The organism is Mesorhizobium sp. M0500 (assembly GCF_040321165.1).
GTDB lineage: Bacteria > Pseudomonadota > Alphaproteobacteria > Rhizobiales > Rhizobiaceae > Mesorhizobium.
In genome coordinates, this window is sequence record NZ_JAMYRB010000010.1 from 124,193 (window position 1) to 139,801 (window position 15,609).

At 61.3% G+C, this 15,609-nt stretch carries 15 protein-coding genes and 1 tRNA gene; 9 read left to right on the forward strand and 7 right to left on the reverse strand.

All coding sequences use genetic code 11. The features are described 5' to 3' along the window. Nucleotides 1-146 precede the first annotated feature (146 nt). The 9 genes from NKI70_RS19585 (at nt 147) to NKI70_RS19625 (ending at nt 8,844) form a co-directional block, all read left to right on the forward strand. Nucleotides 147-839, forward strand: a complete 693-nt coding sequence (locus NKI70_RS19585) for a glutathione S-transferase family protein (RefSeq protein ID WP_352476844.1) — start codon at nt 147-149, stop codon at nt 837-839. Further along, complete coding sequence (queG, locus tag NKI70_RS19590) at nt 820-1,980, forward strand: tRNA epoxyqueuosine(34) reductase QueG (RefSeq protein WP_023678967.1); 1,161 nt, start codon at nt 820-822, stop codon at nt 1,978-1,980. The genes NKI70_RS19585 and queG overlap by 20 nt, the downstream gene beginning before the upstream one ends. After that, nucleotides 1,977-2,885: an SDR family oxidoreductase gene (locus NKI70_RS19595; protein ID WP_352570185.1), complete on the forward strand. Its 909-nt coding sequence runs from the start codon at nt 1,977-1,979 to the stop codon at nt 2,883-2,885. The genes queG and NKI70_RS19595 overlap by 4 nt, the downstream gene beginning before the upstream one ends. 56 nt (nt 2,886-2,941) lie before the next feature. Next, complete coding sequence (gene mepA, locus NKI70_RS19600; protein WP_031212369.1) at nt 2,942-4,033, forward strand: penicillin-insensitive murein endopeptidase; 1,092 nt, start codon at nt 2,942-2,944, stop codon at nt 4,031-4,033. Between the two features lie 121 nt (nt 4,034-4,154). Next, complete coding sequence (locus NKI70_RS19605; protein WP_352724846.1) at nt 4,155-5,180, forward strand: glucokinase; 1,026 nt, start codon at nt 4,155-4,157, stop codon at nt 5,178-5,180. A 119-nt stretch (nt 5,181-5,299) separates the two neighbouring features. Further along, nucleotides 5,300-7,159: an ABC transporter ATP-binding protein gene (locus NKI70_RS19610; RefSeq protein ID WP_352697387.1), complete on the forward strand. Its 1,860-nt coding sequence runs from the start codon at nt 5,300-5,302 to the stop codon at nt 7,157-7,159. Beyond that, entirely contained in the window at nt 7,156-7,989 is an 834-nt protein-coding gene (gene dapB / locus NKI70_RS19615; protein WP_023678962.1) for a 4-hydroxy-tetrahydrodipicolinate reductase, read from the forward strand. The genes NKI70_RS19610 and dapB overlap by 4 nt, the downstream gene beginning before the upstream one ends. A gap of 76 nt (nt 7,990-8,065) precedes the next feature. Then, nucleotides 8,066-8,686: a 2,3-bisphosphoglycerate-dependent phosphoglycerate mutase gene (locus NKI70_RS19620; protein ID WP_023678961.1), complete on the forward strand. Its 621-nt coding sequence runs from the start codon at nt 8,066-8,068 to the stop codon at nt 8,684-8,686. Between the two features lie 73 nt (nt 8,687-8,759). Continuing rightward, nucleotides 8,760-8,844: transfer RNA gene (locus NKI70_RS19625), tRNA-Leu, on the forward strand. A 130-nt stretch (nt 8,845-8,974) separates the two neighbouring features. On the opposite strand, the gene NKI70_RS19630 is transcribed toward NKI70_RS19625, so the two are convergent. The 7 genes from NKI70_RS19630 to NKI70_RS19660 form a co-directional block, all read right to left on the reverse strand. After that, complete coding sequence (locus NKI70_RS19630; protein ID WP_023678960.1) at nt 8,975-9,346, reverse strand: DUF4087 domain-containing protein; 372 nt, start codon at nt 9,344-9,346, stop codon at nt 8,975-8,977. 86 nt (nt 9,347-9,432) lie between these two features. Continuing rightward, nucleotides 9,433-9,933, reverse strand: coding sequence for a hypothetical protein (locus tag NKI70_RS19635; protein WP_156937407.1), 501 nt, complete (start codon nt 9,931-9,933; stop codon nt 9,433-9,435). 117 nt (nt 9,934-10,050) lie between these two features. Further along, the gene (locus NKI70_RS19640; RefSeq protein ID WP_023678958.1) at nt 10,051-10,458 is read right to left on the reverse strand and encodes a lysozyme inhibitor LprI family protein; all 408 of its coding nucleotides are present in this window, start codon (nt 10,456-10,458) and stop codon (nt 10,051-10,053) included. A gap of 100 nt (nt 10,459-10,558) precedes the next feature. Beyond that, nucleotides 10,559-12,862, reverse strand: coding sequence for a lysozyme inhibitor LprI family protein (locus NKI70_RS19645; RefSeq protein ID WP_352724847.1), 2,304 nt, complete (start codon nt 12,860-12,862; stop codon nt 10,559-10,561). 38 nt (nt 12,863-12,900) lie between these two features. Further along, nucleotides 12,901-13,896 (reverse strand): PDZ domain-containing protein, encoded by a 996-nt coding sequence (locus NKI70_RS19650; protein WP_352724848.1) that lies wholly within the window; start codon nt 13,894-13,896, stop codon nt 12,901-12,903. Between the two features lie 113 nt (nt 13,897-14,009). Continuing rightward, entirely contained in the window at nt 14,010-14,450 is a 441-nt protein-coding gene (locus NKI70_RS19655; protein WP_352697391.1) for a hypothetical protein, read from the reverse strand. 35 nt (nt 14,451-14,485) lie between these two features. Next, complete coding sequence (locus NKI70_RS19660; RefSeq protein ID WP_352575394.1) at nt 14,486-14,875, reverse strand: hypothetical protein; 390 nt, start codon at nt 14,873-14,875, stop codon at nt 14,486-14,488. Between the last annotated feature and the right edge of the window lie 734 nt (nt 14,876-15,609).

Here is a 15,609-nt window from a genome sequence, read left to right on the forward strand (position 1 = left end):
GAGTGAGGGCTTGAGAAAAGGGCTTGCTTGTCACGGCGCGGAACTCCCCCTATAGGTCGCAGCACCCTGACAGCCCGCTGAATCGGGCGGCCAAGACTTACCGGCGCAGCCGGCGATTTGCCAGTGCGCTCTATTATCGCGGGACCATGCTGACGCTTTTCCACCATCCGATGTTCGCCAGCTGCCGCTTCGTCCGCCTCGCCTTTGGTGAGTATGGCGAGGAACTAGCGCTGATCGAGGAGAAGCCGTGGACGCGGCGCAAGGAGTTCCTGGCGCTGAACCCGGCCGGCACGCTGCCGATCCTGCTCGCCGAAGGCGACGTGCCGATCGTCGGCGCGATGGTCATTGCCGAATATCTCGACGAGACGCGCGGCGTACTCAAGCGCGACAAGCGGCTATTCGCCGAGGATCCGATGGAGCGCGCCGAAATCCGCCGGCTGACCGACTGGTACCTCAACAAGGCGGAAAGCGAGGTTACCCGGCATCTGGTGCGCGAACGCGTTCTGAAGCCGGTCATGCCGGAAACGGCAGGCGGCGGCTCGCCCGATTCGGCGGCGATCCGCGCCGCCCGCGCCAATATCCGCCAGCACATGAAATACACCAACTGGCTGGCCGGCACCCGTCATTGGCTGGCCGGCAACAAGGTCACCTATGCCGATCTCGCGGCGGCGGCAGCACTGTCGGTGCTCGACTATCTCGGCGAGATCGACTGGCGCGAACACAGCGCTGCGCGCGAATGGTATACAAGGGTGAAATCACGGCCTTCGTTCCGGCCGCTTCTGTCCGACCGGGTGCGCGGCCTGTCGCCGGTGTCACATTATGCGGACCTCGATTTCTGATACGGCAAAGCTGCGCGCGCTGATCGACCGCGAGGCGCGGAATGCCGGCTTCGACGCCGTTGCCGTCACCACGCCCGATGCGATTCCGCAGGCGCCGGAACGGCTGGCCGAATTCGTTGCCGACGGCTTTCACGGCTCGATGGGCTGGATTGCCGAAACGCTCGAGCGGCGAGGCAAACCGACGACGCTTTGGCCAGAGGTCCGCTCGATCATCGTGCTGGCGATGAATTACGGCCCCGACCACGACCCACGCGACATCCTGGCAAAGCGCGACCGCGGCGCGATCTCGGCCTATGCGCAGAACCGCGACTATCATGACGTGATGAAAGGCCGGCTGAAGGAGATCGCCGGCAAGATCGTGGCACGCGCCGGCGGGGACGTGAAAGTGTTTGTCGACACCGCGCCGGTGATGGAAAAGCCGCTGGCCGAGGCGGCCGGCCTCGGCTGGCAAGGCAAGCACACCAACCTGGTCAGCCGAACGCATGGCTCCTGGCTGTTCCTCGGCACAATCTTCACGACGGCCGAACTGGTGCCGGACGCGCCTGAGGACGACCATTGCGGCTCCTGCCGGGCCTGCCTCGACGTTTGCCCGACGGATGCCTTTCCGGCGCCTTACCGGCTCGATGCGCGGCGCTGCATTTCATACCTCACCATCGAGAACAAAGGACCGATCCCGCATGAGTTCCGGGAAAAGATCGGCAATCGTATCTATGGCTGCGACGACTGCCTGGCCGCCTGCCCGTGGAACAAGTTCGCCCAAGCCGCTTCGGAGGCAAAGCTTGCCGCCCGCGCGGACTTGCGCGAACCGCCGATCGCCGAGCTGCTGCGCCTCGACGACGCTGCCTTCCGCGTGCTTTTTTCGGGCTCGCCGGTCAAGCGTATCGGCCGCGCCCGTTTTATCCGCAACGTGCTGATAGCGGCCGGCAATTCCCAGGACTTGTCGCTGGCCGGCGCCGTTCGCGCGCTGCTCGACGACGCCTCGCCCCTGGTTCGCGGACCTGCGGTATGGGCGCTGTCGCGGCTGGTGCCGGGTCGGGAATTTGCCGAACGTGCCGCAGCCGCTTTGCAAGCAGAAGATGACGAGGCGGTGAGAGGCGAATGGCTTCTGGCCCTGCCAAAGCCGATCGAGGCGCATACATGACAAAAAAGCAGATTTTCATCTTCGGCGCCGGTTATTCGGGCAAGGCCTTCGCCCGCGCCAACAGGGATGCCGACACAGCGATCTTCGGTACAACACGGTTGCTGGAAAAATTCGCGGCGCTGCGGCAAGCCGGTATCGTGCCGCTGCGTTTCGATGGCACGCTGACCTCCGAAATCGGCGATGCGCTTGGGAAGACAACCCATCTCGTCGTCTCGGTCGCGCCGGACGAGGCCGGCGACCCGGTGCTGGGCGCGGCACGCGAGGAGATCGCGGCCAACATGCCGGAGCTCGAATGGATCGCCTATCTCTCCACCGTCGGCGTCTATGGCGACCATGGCGGCAATTGGGTGGACGAGGCCGCCGAATGCCGGCCAGTATCGAAGCGATCAGCGATGAGGGTTGCCGCCGAGCAGGATTGGCTGAAACTGGGCCACGACGTCGGCCGGCCGGCGGCGATCCTGCGGCTTTCCGGCATTTATGGGCCAGGCCGCAACGCCTTGGTCAATCTGGAAAACGGCACCGCCCGGCGGTTGGTCAAGCCTGGCCAGGTGTTCAACCGCATCCATTGCGACGACATTGCCGGCGCGCTCTGGCATCTGGCCGAAGGCAATCGCGGCGGCATCTTCAACGTCACCGACGACCTGCCGGCGCCGCCGCAGGACGTCGTCGCCTATGCCGCCCAATTGATGGGCATCGAGCCGCCGCCCGAAATTCCGTTCGAGACCGCCCAACTTTCGCCCATGGCGCGGTCCTTTTACGGCGAGAACAAGCGTGTCGCCAACGCGGCGATCAAGGCGGCCGGCTATGGGTTTCGCTTCCCCGACTATCGCTCGGCGCTCGATGCCATGTGGGCGAGCGGCGACTGGCGCGACGGCGAGGCGCGCAGCCCGATGAAACGGTCATGATCGATACGCTGCGCGGGGCGTGGTATGATGCGGTTCAAATCGCGGAGGGGTCCAGCTTGGGAAAGACGTTAAAGCGAGCCTTGCCGGGCAAAACACTGCTGCTGACGGCAGCTCTGGCCGTCGCCGGCCTGACGCTTGCAGCGCAGACGGCGAGCGCCGAGCAACGGGCAAAAGACCTGTTTGGCGCCAAAGAGCTGCCGGCAATCGCAACAGCGCAATCGATCGGCTTTTATTCCAAAGGCTGTTTTTCCGGCGGCGTCGCCCTGCCCATGGACGGCCGGCACTGGGAGGTGATGCGACCGTCGCGCAATCGCCGCTGGGGCCATCCGGCAATGATCGCGCTGATCGAGAAACTGTCGCGCGACGCCGCTGCCGACGGCTGGCCGGGCCTGTTGATCGGCGACATTTCGCAGCCGCGCGGCGGGCCGATGCTGACCGGCCATGCCTCGCACCAGATCGGCCTCGACGCCGACATCTGGCTGACGCCGATGCCCGACCGCAAGCTCTCGGCCGAAGAGCGCGAAAACATCAGCGCTACCTTGATGGTCGATGAAAAAACCCATCTGGTGAAGGACGGCCTGTGGACGCCGATGCACACGCGGCTGTTGAAGCGCGCCGCGAGCTATCCCGAAGTCGAGCGCATCCTGGTCAATCCAGGGATCAAGAAGAAGCTCTGCGACACGGTCAAAGGCGACCGCAGCTGGTTGCGCAAGGTCAGGCCGTTCTGGGGCCACGACTACCACTTCCACATTCGCATCGGCTGCCAGGCTGGATCACCCGACTGCAAGGCGCAGGAAGCGACGGCGCCGGGCGATGGCTGCGACCAGGCGCTGGCCTGGTGGTTCACCGAGGGGCCGTGGCGCCCCAACAAGAACCCGGACAAGCCGAAGGCACGCGACGTGATGACGATGGCGAACCTGCCCAGGCAATGCCAGTTCGTGCTCGACGCGCCGGCTCCGGCCACGGCCGAAGCAGTCACCTACTATGGCGACGGCGTACCGATCGCGGCAGAACCCGCTCTCGCGGCAGAACCTTCGCCGCCGCCGACGGTCGCAGCCGGCGCGGCAGCGCTTCCGGCCTCGGCGAACGCCTTTGTGGCGACCCCCGAGATCGGCATTCCGCTGCCGCGGCCACGACCGGGGCACTGATGCGGGCAGCGTGTTTGCTGTCTGCATCCGTGCATCTCCACTTCGAAAACCGATTTCCCTTTTTGCGGTCATGCGCTAGTCAACGAGAGAACGGCGATACGCGTCGGGAACGGACGAGAGCATGCCAGGCGTAAGCGACGACGACACTCTGTTGCGATTTCCGATCCTGATCGGCGACATAGGCGGCACCAATGCGCGCTTCTCGATTGTGCTCGACGCGAATTCCGAGGCCGGCGAGCCGACGATCGTCCAGACCGCCAACTTCAATACGATAGACGAGGCGATCCAGTCGGCCGTGCTCGACCGCTCGTCGGTCCGGCCGAATTCAGCTGTGCTGGCGGTAGCCGGTCCTGTCGAAAGCGACGAGATCCCGCTTACCAATTGCCCATGGATCGTCAAGCCGAGACAGATGTTCGCCAGTCTCGGTCTCAGCGACGTCGTGGTGCTCAACGACTTCGAGGCGCAGGCGCTGGCTGTCGTCGCGCTCGGCGAAGAGCACATGGAAAAGATCGGCGGCGACGAGCCGGAACCGAATTCCGGGCGGGTGGTGCTCGGCCCGGGAACTGGGCTCGGTGTCGCCGGGCTGGTTTATGCGCTGCATCACTGGATACCGGTACCCGGCGAGGGCGGCCATATGGATATCGGCCCGCGCTCGCCGCGCGATTTCCAGGTGTTTCCGCATATCGAGAAGCTCGAGGGCCGCATCTCCGGCGAACAGATCCTGTCCGGACGCGGCCTGGTCAATGCCTACCGGGCGGTGGCCAAGGCGGACGGCAAGCCGTCGCCCTTTACAACGCCTGCCGAGGTCACCGCCGCGGCACTGGCAAAGAACGATCCGGTGGCCGAAGAGGCGCTGTCGATCTTCGTCACTTGCCTGGGGCGCACCGCCGGCGATCTCGCTCTAGCGTTCATGAGCCGCGGCGGCGTGTTTCTCACCGGCGGCATCGCGCAAAAAATCCTGCCGGCGCTGCGCACCGGCAATTTCCGCGCCGCCTTCGAGGACAAGGCGCCGCACAGCGCCCTGATGCGCAGCATGCCGGTCTATGTCATCACTCATCCGCTGGCGGCGCTTTTAGGGCTGGCCGCCTATGCCAGAAATCCGTCGCTGTTCGGCGTGCAGACGGCGGGGCGGCGCTGGCGGGTCTAGGATACAAGCTGCGCCGCGACGAAGTTTCGCCGTCCTCGGCCATAGGCAAGCCGCCATCGGGGCGTTAAGAGGTTGCCGAATTGCAGCCGGCCGAAGCCAAAACCACAAAGCGCTCCAACTTGACACTTCCAGCACCAACCAAAGGGAAAGCCCGGCCCAGCGAGATCGTGGCGGTGATCCGCCGCATCGTCGCCGAAAACAGCCGCGATTATCGCTGGTACTATGTTCTTGCCGTGCTGTGCCTGGTGACGATCGCGGCAACGACCGCCTTCACCGCCTGGATCATGAAGGATGTCGTCGACCAGATCTTCTATAAGCAGCGCGGCGATCTTATCGCGCTGATCAGCGTGTCGATCCTGGCCGCCTTCATGCTGCGCGGGCTGGCCAGCTACGGCCAGGCAGTGACGCTGGCCAAGATCGGCAACAATCTGGTGGCGCGCTACCAGCGCCGCATTTTCGACCACCTGATGAAGCTCGGCGTCGGCTTCTTCAACGACACCCGCTCGGGCCGGCTCGCCGCGCAGATCAACGAGAACGTCAACGGCATCCGCGATCTCCTGTCGATGACGCTGACATCGCTGGCGCGCGATGCCGTATCGCTTGTCGCGCTGGTTGGCGTCATGATCTGGCAGGACCCGATGCTCTCGGCGATGTCGCTGCTGATCGGGCCGCCCTTGATCTACAGTGTCACCTATCTGATGCGCCGGGTGCGTTGCATCACCCGTGAATCGGTGCAGATCAACTCGCGGCTGATCGGCGCCATGCAGGAAGCGACGCAAGGCATCGCTATCGTCAAGGCCTTCACCCTGGAAGACGAGCTGTCGCGCCGCATCGGCGGCCTCGTCGCGGGCGCCGAGCAGCGGGCAAACAAGATCGCCCGCGTCTCGGAACGGCTGACGCCGATCTCCGAAATGCTGGCCGGCTTCGCCGTCGCCGGTGTCATCGCCTATTCCGGCTACCGGGCGACCGTCGGCGGCCAGCCGCCGGGCGCGGTGTTTGCCTTCATCACCGCCCTGCTGCTTGCCTATGACCCGGCCAGGCGGCTGGCGCGTATGCAGGTCGGCATGGAAAAGTCGCTGGTCAATGCGCGCATGATCTACGAGCTTCTCGACCTCGAGCCGCAGCAGGGTGACGTGCCGGGAGCCGCCGAGGCGAAATTCACCTCTGGCGAAGTGCGCTTCAACAACGTGTCCTTCCGCTATGTCGAAGAGGCGCCGGTCCTGCAGGACCTGAGCTTTGTCGCCGCCGCCGGCAAGGTGACCGCCATCGTCGGCGCCTCGGGCGCCGGCAAGACGACGCTGGTTGCGCTGCTGCAGCGCTTCCACGACGTCGAGTCGGGCAGCATCGAAATCGACCGCCAGGACATTTCAAAGGTCACCAAGCATTCGCTGCGCGGCTCGATCGCCTATGTATCGCAGCAGCCCTATCTGTTCGAAGGCACCATCCGCGACAACATCCGGTACGGCAGGCTGAGCGCCACCGACGCAGAGATTGAACGCGCCGCCCAACAGGCCGCGGCACACGATTTCATCCGCCAGCAGCCGCAAGGCTACGACACGCCGGTCGGCGAGAACGGCGTGACGCTGTCGGGCGGCCAGCGCCAGCGTGTATCGATTGCACGCGCTATCGTTCGGCAGGCGCCGATCCTGCTGCTCGATGAAGCCACCTCGGCGCTCGACAACGAGGCCGAGGCCCGCGTCCAGGAAGCGCTGACCCATGTCATGGAAGGGCGCACCACCATTGTCATCGCGCACCGGCTGTCGACGGTGGTCAATGCCGATCATATCATCGTGCTGGAGCAGGGCCGGCTGGTCGAACAGGGCACGCATGCCTCGCTGATGGCCGACCCGCACAGCGTCTATGCCCGGTTCCACCGGGTGCAAGGCAGGAAAGGGCTGGGGCTTGTCGATGACGGCGAGCCAATCCAGAGTGCGGCGGAAAATGGTCGCGCGAAAAAGGCGGCCGGGAGACATTCATGAGTGACACGCCGACCGTTAGTGAAATGGGCCTGGTGGTGGTGGGCGCGGCCGGCCGGATGGGCCAGGCGCTGATCCGCGCCATCCACACGATACCGGGCGCCCGCGTCGCCGGCGCCATCGAGCGGGCCGGTTCGCCCCATATCGGCAAGGATGCCGGCGAGCTGGCCGGCGTCGGCAGGCTCGAGGTGGCGATCGGCGACGATCCGCTGCCGGCCTTCGCCAAGGCCGACGGCGTGCTCGATTTCACCACGCCGGCGGCGACCGTCGAATTCGCCGGCTACGCGGCGCAGGCGCGCATCGCCCATATCATCGGCACCACCGGCTGCTCGGCTGAAGACAATGCCAGGATCGCGGCGGCGGCGCGGCACGCGACGGTGGTCAAGTCAGGCAATATGAGCCTCGGCGTCAATCTGCTGGCGGTGCTGGTTGAGCAGGCGGCGCGCGCGCTCGATGCCGACGATTTCGACATCGAGATCCTGGAAATGCACCACCGGCACAAGGTCGATGCGCCGTCGGGCACGGCGCTGCTGCTCGGCGAGGCCGCCGCTGCCGGGCGCGGCGTAGCACTTGCCGGCAACGATGTTCGCGTGCGCGACGGCCATACCGGCGTGCGCAAGGCAGGCTCGATCGGTTTCGCCAGCTTGCGTGGCGGCTCGGTGGTCGGCGACCACAGTGTGGTGCTGGCCGGTACCGGCGAGCGCATCACGCTTGCCCATCATGCCGAGGACCGGGCGATCTTTGCCCGTGGCGCGGTCAAGGCAGCCCTGTGGGCGCGCGGCCGCAAGCCGGGCCTCTATTCGATGCGGGACGTGCTCGGCCTGACAAGCTGATCCACAGACTTGGCTGATCCACAGACTTGGCTGATCCACAAGATTTGGCTGATTCACAAAATTTGAAGGAGCAAATATGTCGAGAACTCTCGTGCTCGTGCGCCATGGCCAGAGCGAATGGAACCTGAAGAACCTATTTACCGGCTGGCGCGACGTCGACCTGACCGAACTGGGCCATGCCGAAGCCAAGGCGGCCGGCGCCAAGCTCAGGGCGCGCGGCATGAAGTTCGACATCGCCTTCACGTCGTCGCTGATCCGGGCGCAGAAGACCTGCCAGCATATTCTCGACGCCGTTGGCCAGAGCGATCTCGAGACCGTTCGCGACCAGGCGCTGAACGAGCGCGACTATGGCGATCTCTCCGGCCTCAACAAGGATGATGCGCGCAAGAAATGGGGCGAGGAGCAGGTGCATATATGGCGCCGCTCCTATGACGTGCCGCCGCCCGGCGGTGAAAGCCTGAAGGACACCGGCGCGCGCGTCTGGCCCTATTACCTGCACGATCTGCAACCGCATGTGCTGCGCGGCGGCACCGTGCTGGTGGCGGCGCACGGCAATTCGCTGCGCGCGCTGATCATGGCGCTGGACGGCAAATCGGGCGAGGAGATCGTCAAGCTCGAGCTCGGCACCGGTGTGCCGATCATCTACACGCTCAACGCCGATTCCACGGTGGCGTCGAAAGAAGTGCTGGAGCATTGAGCCGGAGAAGGAACGCGGCTTTCAAAAAAGCGCGTTGACACTCATCCCTCGCCCGCTTAATGAGCGCGCACCAGCCCAGATGGCGGAATTGGTAGACGCGCACGGTTCAGGTCCGTGTTCCGCAAGGAGTGGAGGTTCGAGTCCTCTTCTGGGCACCAAATTCCCGTTTCGAACCGATTGATGCGGTTTCAGAGACCCAAGAAAAAGCCCGGTTTGCCGGGCTTTTTCTTGATCCAATGCTCTAGGCTGCCCTACCGTCAGCCATGGCATCCACAAGATATCTAATAACTATCCGTCCGGGTTAGGCAGCAATCTGTCGTTGCGACAGCGCAGCAGCGGAAGGATTTGGCCCGAGATCACTCTGGTGATCTTCTGTTGCTTGGCGTTGGTTACGACGTTCATGCACGCACATCCGTAGCCGTGACCCGAACCAGGCACATTGGTCTCGACGAATTGCCGCTCGTCAAAGGCCGGCACATTGTCGATGCCTTTGGGATCCGGTCGTCCCTGCATCTGGATCCACCAATCCCCGTCACTGTCGGTCAGGACGAGGTTGCCGGGTGTCGGGCTGGAGTACCAACCACAACGGCGCTCGGCATGGGCGGTCGCAGGCAAGGACATGATGACCAGGCCGAAACAGATAGCGAACAGCGGGCGCATGAGAATCTTTGTCTCCCTGAAGTAAGCAGGTCATGCCGCGAGTAATGTACGTTGGCGCCGGTGGCGAGGCGCATGATTTGTAAGCCTTATGGCTTCAACTTCGTGTCCACATGTTCTTCGATCAATCCGCAATGAAGCGTCACAGTCTTCCTTTGGGCATCGCCTAGTGGACCGTCGATGAAGTCGCAGCTGAGCAGATTGTCCGGACTGCTCTTGCGCGCCGACGCAACGTTGACGTTGACCTCGGGAGGGCCGGCAAGCCAATCGAGACGCTTCGTGTCGACCTTTGTGCCGCTGATGTGAGCGTGGCCCGCTGTACCCGGTATCTCCACCTCTTCGTCCTGCGGCGTGAGATCGATCTGGCCGATTTCGTTTACACGCTTCTCGGCGCTCCTCTTCGGGTCGCCGTAATAGGAGGCGAAGACAACGATCCGCTCCTTTTCAGCCGCGAGCTTGGCGGCTGCCTTTTTGGAAAGCGTGACGTTGATGTCGAAGCTCATGTCAGTCTGGGCTGTTGCCGGCACGACACATGCCAACAGTACAGATGCCGCAATTGTCAATGCGAGCGACGATCCATAGCGTTTCATAATCCACCTCCCTCAAGTCCCTCAAACAATGATGATGCCCCTCGCATCCTTTCATGTCTGGCGGCGACATCACGCTCGCCGCCGACATCATCGTGATCAGATCAGCTGTGGCACGTGTCAGTTCGCGGCCGGAACAGGGCAGCTCATGTCGCCTTCCTGGCATTTCAGATAGCCTTCGAAACCTTTGACACGGGATTGCGTCAGGCCGTCCATGCACTGCGCGATGAGCATTGGCATCATGCTTCCTCCGGCCGCGCCTGCGGTCTGGAAACTGCACTCCGCGTCGCGAAACTTGCCCCAATCCCGCTGTGCCTGAACAAGAAGCTTCTTGGTATCCGCATCGTCCTTCAGGCGGGCTTCGATCTGCTTGTAAAGCTCATTGAGCTTCTTGTCGGATTTTTGGAACTCGGCACCGAAGCACTGGTTCATGGTGGCCTGATCCTTGGCATCGGCGCACTTGTCCTTGGCAAGGGCGAATGTCGGCGCAGCCAGAACCACGGCAGCAGTCAGTATCGCGATTTTCATCGATTTCCCTTTCCGGTTGCAGTCAAGCTCTTAAGTTGCTCAGCCCCGCCCTATGTTCTCGTCAGCTGTCCGTTATTGCCACGATCGGCCCATGGCCTGATTATCTGGTTTTCATTGGATCAGCTTTGCCACCTTCGGCGACCGTGACGTTGCCGACCTTTCCTGAGCCGGTCAGCGTGCCGCCCTCCTTGACCATGACTTCGCCGGAGACCTCTCCGTCAACGACAAGCAGTCCCGAGACGGAAACGTCACCGGTCAAAGAGCCGGTCACGTGCAACTCCGCTCCCGCCGCCACTTCCGTCATGCCCGAATATTTGTTCTTGCCGCTCAGCGTCAGCTTGCCACCGGCGACCACGAGGCCGCCGCTGTCGCCGGCGTCATCATAGTTCGCGATGGTTCCATCAAATTGCCCGTCGGCTTCTGTCAGGATCAGTCTGCCCGCACCCAGATAGACCTCGCCTTTACCGCTAAGGGTGCGAATGGCCGTATCGTTCATGGAGTGCGCCACTCCCCAGGGCTTCAGGTAGTTTCCTTTCTGATCAATGTTGAGCACACCGTCGACCATGACGCGCGAGGAATGCTCGATGCTGCCCGGCCCGGCCAGAGTAAGATACCCATCGGCCGCGATATGGGTTGTGCCGGTGTAGGTATTGGCCCCGGTCATACGCACGTCCGCATCCTTCTCGATCGTGAAGTCGCCGGCGCCGGAGATGATGCCGGCCAGTCCGAGCCATCCTTTGCTTCCAGCATCGCTGGTCGCGCGATTCAGCTGCACTTGATCCTCGGCAGCCGCGTCTGTGGTAAAGTTAGCAGCGCTGACAAAATAGGGTGAATATGCGGTCGTCTTGTTCTCCAGATCATACATTACGGAATTTGACTGGAAGAAGGGTAGCCCGACAACAACTCCATTGCCCCCCTCCTCATCGCTTTGTCGATCCATAACGACATCGCTGTATTCCTTGTTGTTGAAACTATCTTCAAATCCCAAAATCTTAAAATCGACTACCGTATAATCATATTCATCAAGCTTAAATCCTTTCGAGCGAAGCTTATTAAAAAAGCCTTCTGTGGTGATACCGAGAAAGGTCGACGATCCAGTATCCAATAAAACAGGTCCACTGAAATCAACCGACTGCTTCTTTCCCTTATAGTCAAAAGAAATTGTATAATGGTAAGACCCTTCGTAGTGATTGGATGCGTTCGCGCCTGATCGCGGGAATCGTCTCTGGCGGAATTCATAATCCAGTTCGCCCCAGGGCATCAGGGCCGTAAACTGGGATCTCAGACTGGGGGACAAATTCAGCGTCAGGCAGGGAGCGCAGCCCCGTGTCGTCTTCTTTCCAAGATTTGCATTGGCCGAGACCACATAGCCGCTTTGTGTCTGACTGGCGGGAGCGGCGGCCTCGTCCCCCTCATCGAGAAAATCGCCGGCTCCAAAGACACCGTAAAACGTCGTCGAACCACCGGGTTCGCCATTCTGCATGCTCTTGCGCGCATTAAGATCCGCATAGACCGGCGTATCGCCGCGGTGGCCAACGGGCTTTTGCGTCAATTTCATATCCTTGAGATAGCCGAAACCCTTGGTGAAGACGTAATCCACCACCCGACCGGCGCCATAGCCACCGTCGAAGGTTACGACAGGCTGCGAGGGATCATCCGGATCGTAATAGGACAGGCTGTCGAACCGGACCTGCTGTACCCAATCTCCATAGGTGCCGTCTCCATAGGCGTACATTTCGGGCTTGCTGCCGTGCACCGGCTCTACGCCAGGGACACTCGAATCGATCTCGGCGTTGAACTCATCCGACCCCGTGTCGAATTCGAACAGACGAGGCTTGGCACCATTGATGCCCAACGCAATCCCGAGATTGTGATAAACGACGTCAGCGCTTCCGTGGCCCCTAACATGTTGCAATGGAATAGTTATCGGGTCGGCAGCCTGGGCAAGGCCGGCCTGGCCGTTCTCATCGGCCACGGCAGGTACGGCATGTGATGTGTTCGCTGCCGGAACGGGGCAACTCGCATCGCCTTCCCTGCATTTCAGGTAACCCTCGAAATCTTTGACACGGGATTGCGTCAGGCTGTCCATGCACTCCGCGATGAGCATTGGCATCACGCTTCCTCCAGCCGCTCCCGCGGTCTGGAAACTGCACTCGGCGTCGCGAAATTTGACCCAATCCCGCTGTGCTTGAACGAGAAGCGTCCTGGTATCCGCGTCGTCGTTCAGGCGGGTTTCGATCTGCTGGTAAAGCTCGTTGAGCTTCTTGTCGGATTTCTTGGACGCGGCATCGGCGCACTCGTTCGGGCCGGCCTGATCCTTGGCGGCGTCGTTGCACTTGTCCTGGGCAAATGCGAAAGCCGGCATGGCCAGAACGATGGCAGCGGTCAGCATCGCGGTTTTCATCGATTGTCCTCGGTCTAGAACTGCCGGCATGGTCGCCGCTAGTTGGCATCGTCATCGTCCGATCCGTCAGCGTCGTTACTGTCATCCGACGCATCGTCATTACTGTCGGTGCTGTTTTCGTCTTCACCATCTGCCGACGGGTCGTCATCGTCATTCTGATCGCTGGAATCGTCCTGATCGTCGGAATCATTGTTGTCAGTGCTGTCATCCGACGCATCGTCATCCGTGCTATCGTCGTCGGTGTCGGTGCTGTTCTTGTCATCATCACCGTCCGTTGAGTTTTCATCGTCGTTCTGATCGCTCGAATCGTCCTGATCGGAACTGTTGTCGTCGGTACTGTCGGCCGGGCTATTGTCGTCAGTATCGGTGCTGGTATCGTCGTCGTCAGCATCGGGAGAAGACACATTTGCGTCCGGATTGGCGTCGCCAGGCTGCGAGTCGTCCTCGCGATAGCTCGTATCATTGAGGCCCGTCTCCATCTCGTCGTCATACTCATCGACGATCTGCGTCCACTCCTCTCGATTGTCGACGCTCGTCCATTGCGAAATATTGTCGACCGAGATGTTGGTGTTGAAGTTGTTGACGGTGATGTTGGTGTTGACCTCGACGACATCTGCGACTTCTGTCCCGCGGTTCACGCCAAACAGGAAACTGGTGGCACTCACGGCAAGGGCGGCCCAAACGAGTCTGTCGACATCAACCGGCGTCGAAATCGGTTGATGCCGCACTGTGGCAAGCACGTCACCCGGTCGGATACCTTGCCGCGCGGCAATGCCATGGGGTGCAACAGCCAGGATATACACCCCGCGAAGTTTTGGCGGGATCTGGTAGCGGTGCCGAGAGGCGTGATTGATCGGTATCAGAACCGCATCAAGAGCCCGGGAGACGTAGGGTTTCGGCAGATCATACTTGCTGGCATGCGCAATATTGATCGTTTGCGGGACGGTTACGCTTACGACGGCCGTCATTTTCACTGACGTTGCCAATGCACGGGCGAACTGCACGATCAGTCTGGATTTTCGAAGACTTTGCATTTTGCACATCCTGCAGCTGATGATTGGAGTCGATCTCAGAGCCCCGGCGCCCCGGAGCGCTCACCAATCATTCTCCCCCTGCACCAACGGTCAGCGGCAATTTCCAGCGATCATCACCGTCGTTCCGTAACTGTCTCGGCAAAACACTTTGCCAGGTCTTGCGGCGCTCCGAGCTTCTTCGCCCAGGATACCAGTTCAGGTTTTTCCGACGGCTCGGCATAGCCGCCCCACACGTCGCGAAACTGCTTCTTTCCGTCGACTGTCTGGAAGAACATCACGCCGTCGTCGCTCACCGGCGTGGAGACGTAGGCGGCGCTCCAGCTGCCGCTCTCCATGATCGAGAAGAACTTTGCCTGAGCGGGCTTGAACTTATTGGTCATCGCCGAGACGACGAGAGGGGCATATTCCTGCTTGCGCGCCTTCGTCACTTCGACCTTTATACCGTCACAGGCGTTATTCGCAGCGAAAGCGGACGTCAGCGCCATTCCCAGCCCCGTGAGGCCGACCATGACGATTTTGACACGTCGCCGGACCAGGCCGCTGAATTCAGACATGATTGGCTTCCTCCTTGTTCGCCCCCCCGAGTCCCTTAATCGGAATCGTCATCGTTCGATGAACTGTCATCGTCCGGTGTATCGACCTCGCAGCCGATGCCGCGGCAGCCTTGGTAGTTGCCTTGCGTATCGAAGTTGGGATTGCCTTCTCTGTCGTACTGCGGTCTGTCGTCGATACTTTGATCCCCGTCATCAGGATCGTCGACTTTACATCCGAGCCCATGGCAGCCGATGTAACGGCCCCTGGTATCGAAGTTGGGATTGCCGTTCCTGTCGAACTGCGGCCGGTCGTCTATCTTCCGGCTCCCTTTATGGGACCGATCAACCAGGCAGCCCTTTCCGCGACAACCATCGTAGTCGTCGGTGGTACAACCGACGATCGCCATCAAAGCAGTGGCCAAGGCCGCACAGATTACGAGTTTCATGATTCATTCCTCCGACTGGCTGGCGGCGGACATCGTCCATATCGGAAGGCCATTGCAGGCGGCGATCCCCGCTTTTGCCGCGAAGGCTGGCGCCAATCGGAGGAGGGCAAAGCTTCGCCGGCCATCAAACGAGAGCCAGGCTGTGGTCGATGCATTCGACGACTTAGCCGACGGTTGCCGTAATCTCTTACGTGGGAGGGAACGCTCCCAGCGGGGGCCGCCGCATTAGCGAGTGTCAATATTCCTCTCCATGCTTAGTGCCCCGTCCGCCCAAGCATGTTTCAACGATCCGCTGACGCGGCTGTGCTTCCAAGAAATGCATCCGAGTCAGCCTATGACAAGGACAAATCCCAATATCGCAGGATTGAATTTTGCAAATGCTTAATAATTCGGAATCAGCACGGGCTATCTTAGCAGATACTGAAATGTGATCAGTAGCAAGATTCCGGAATGCTTCCTTAGTTTTGTTCTCATTAAGCCGAGTTCGTACAAGTAATATTCTATGTTGTTGTGAATTTTGCGCCAACTCTACAAAAAATGCGCGACGATACCACATCTTATACGAATCGCCCTAATCGCGATCTATTGTGGTATTTTTTCGAACCCAGCCAACCGTTGCGAGGGCCGAAAGAAACGCGCCCCTTTGCCCGACTTTTCAACGCTGCGGCGTGCCAAATAGGGGCGCAGTGGGGGCGCCGCGGCCGCGTCGTGGGCATCTTCCCAGTCGGATTGTC